This window comes from Vibrio sp. 10N.261.55.A7, assembly GCF_002877365.1.
In the GTDB taxonomy this organism is placed as follows: Bacteria; Pseudomonadota; Gammaproteobacteria; order Enterobacterales; family Vibrionaceae; genus Vibrio.
Genome location: NZ_MCWZ01000115.1, coordinates 1 through 556, shown reverse-complemented (window position 1 = coordinate 556; position 556 = coordinate 1). Strand labels below are relative to the sequence as shown.

The 556-nt window shown below is 42.6% G+C and carries 1 protein-coding gene; it reads left to right on the top strand.

Annotation, left to right across the window (positions count from 1 at the left end; genetic code table 11):
* Positions 1-357: 357 nt before the first annotated feature.
* Positions 358-556 (top strand): hypothetical protein (locus BCU12_RS23515; protein ID WP_206748376.1); only part of this gene is annotated, 199 nt, incomplete at its 3' end.

Here is a 556-nt window from a genome sequence, read left to right as displayed (position 1 = left end):
CAAAAATGCCACGCGTTTATTTGTCCGTTTGAGCAGTTTGTTAAGACTTGCTTTGAAAACCGACTTTGCATTGACGCTGTAGTGAACGGCCAATGACAAAGCTGAAAACACCGCTAAACGACCATACCGATTTCAAACGCAATACTCAAAAGCGGTGACCCACGAAACCCGATATGCACTAAGCTTAAAGCCGCCCACAAAACTGACGCGTTCAATAATGAACTGCGGAAAAACCAGATTCAACGAGTCCGATGGGAGTTTGTGAGCAGATAGAAACAATCGGTTCGAGAAACGCGCTTCAAAACGGTAACCGCTAAAATTTGGATTACGCCCAAACTGGCTTTTTCAGCGCAAATAATGAAAGCCACAAAACCACATGAGTTTCAAAGCTCGACAAACTTAAAGTGGCTGATTGCAGAACTATTTAGCCAAAAAATCCCAGCGAGTCTTAACGCCTTGTTAATTGGTGAGAAAACGAAGACCACCAAAATTAATATAACTACCTTAACCACAAAAGCAGAGCATTACAAAAGTGCCGAGCGTTTTGGAATCCAGT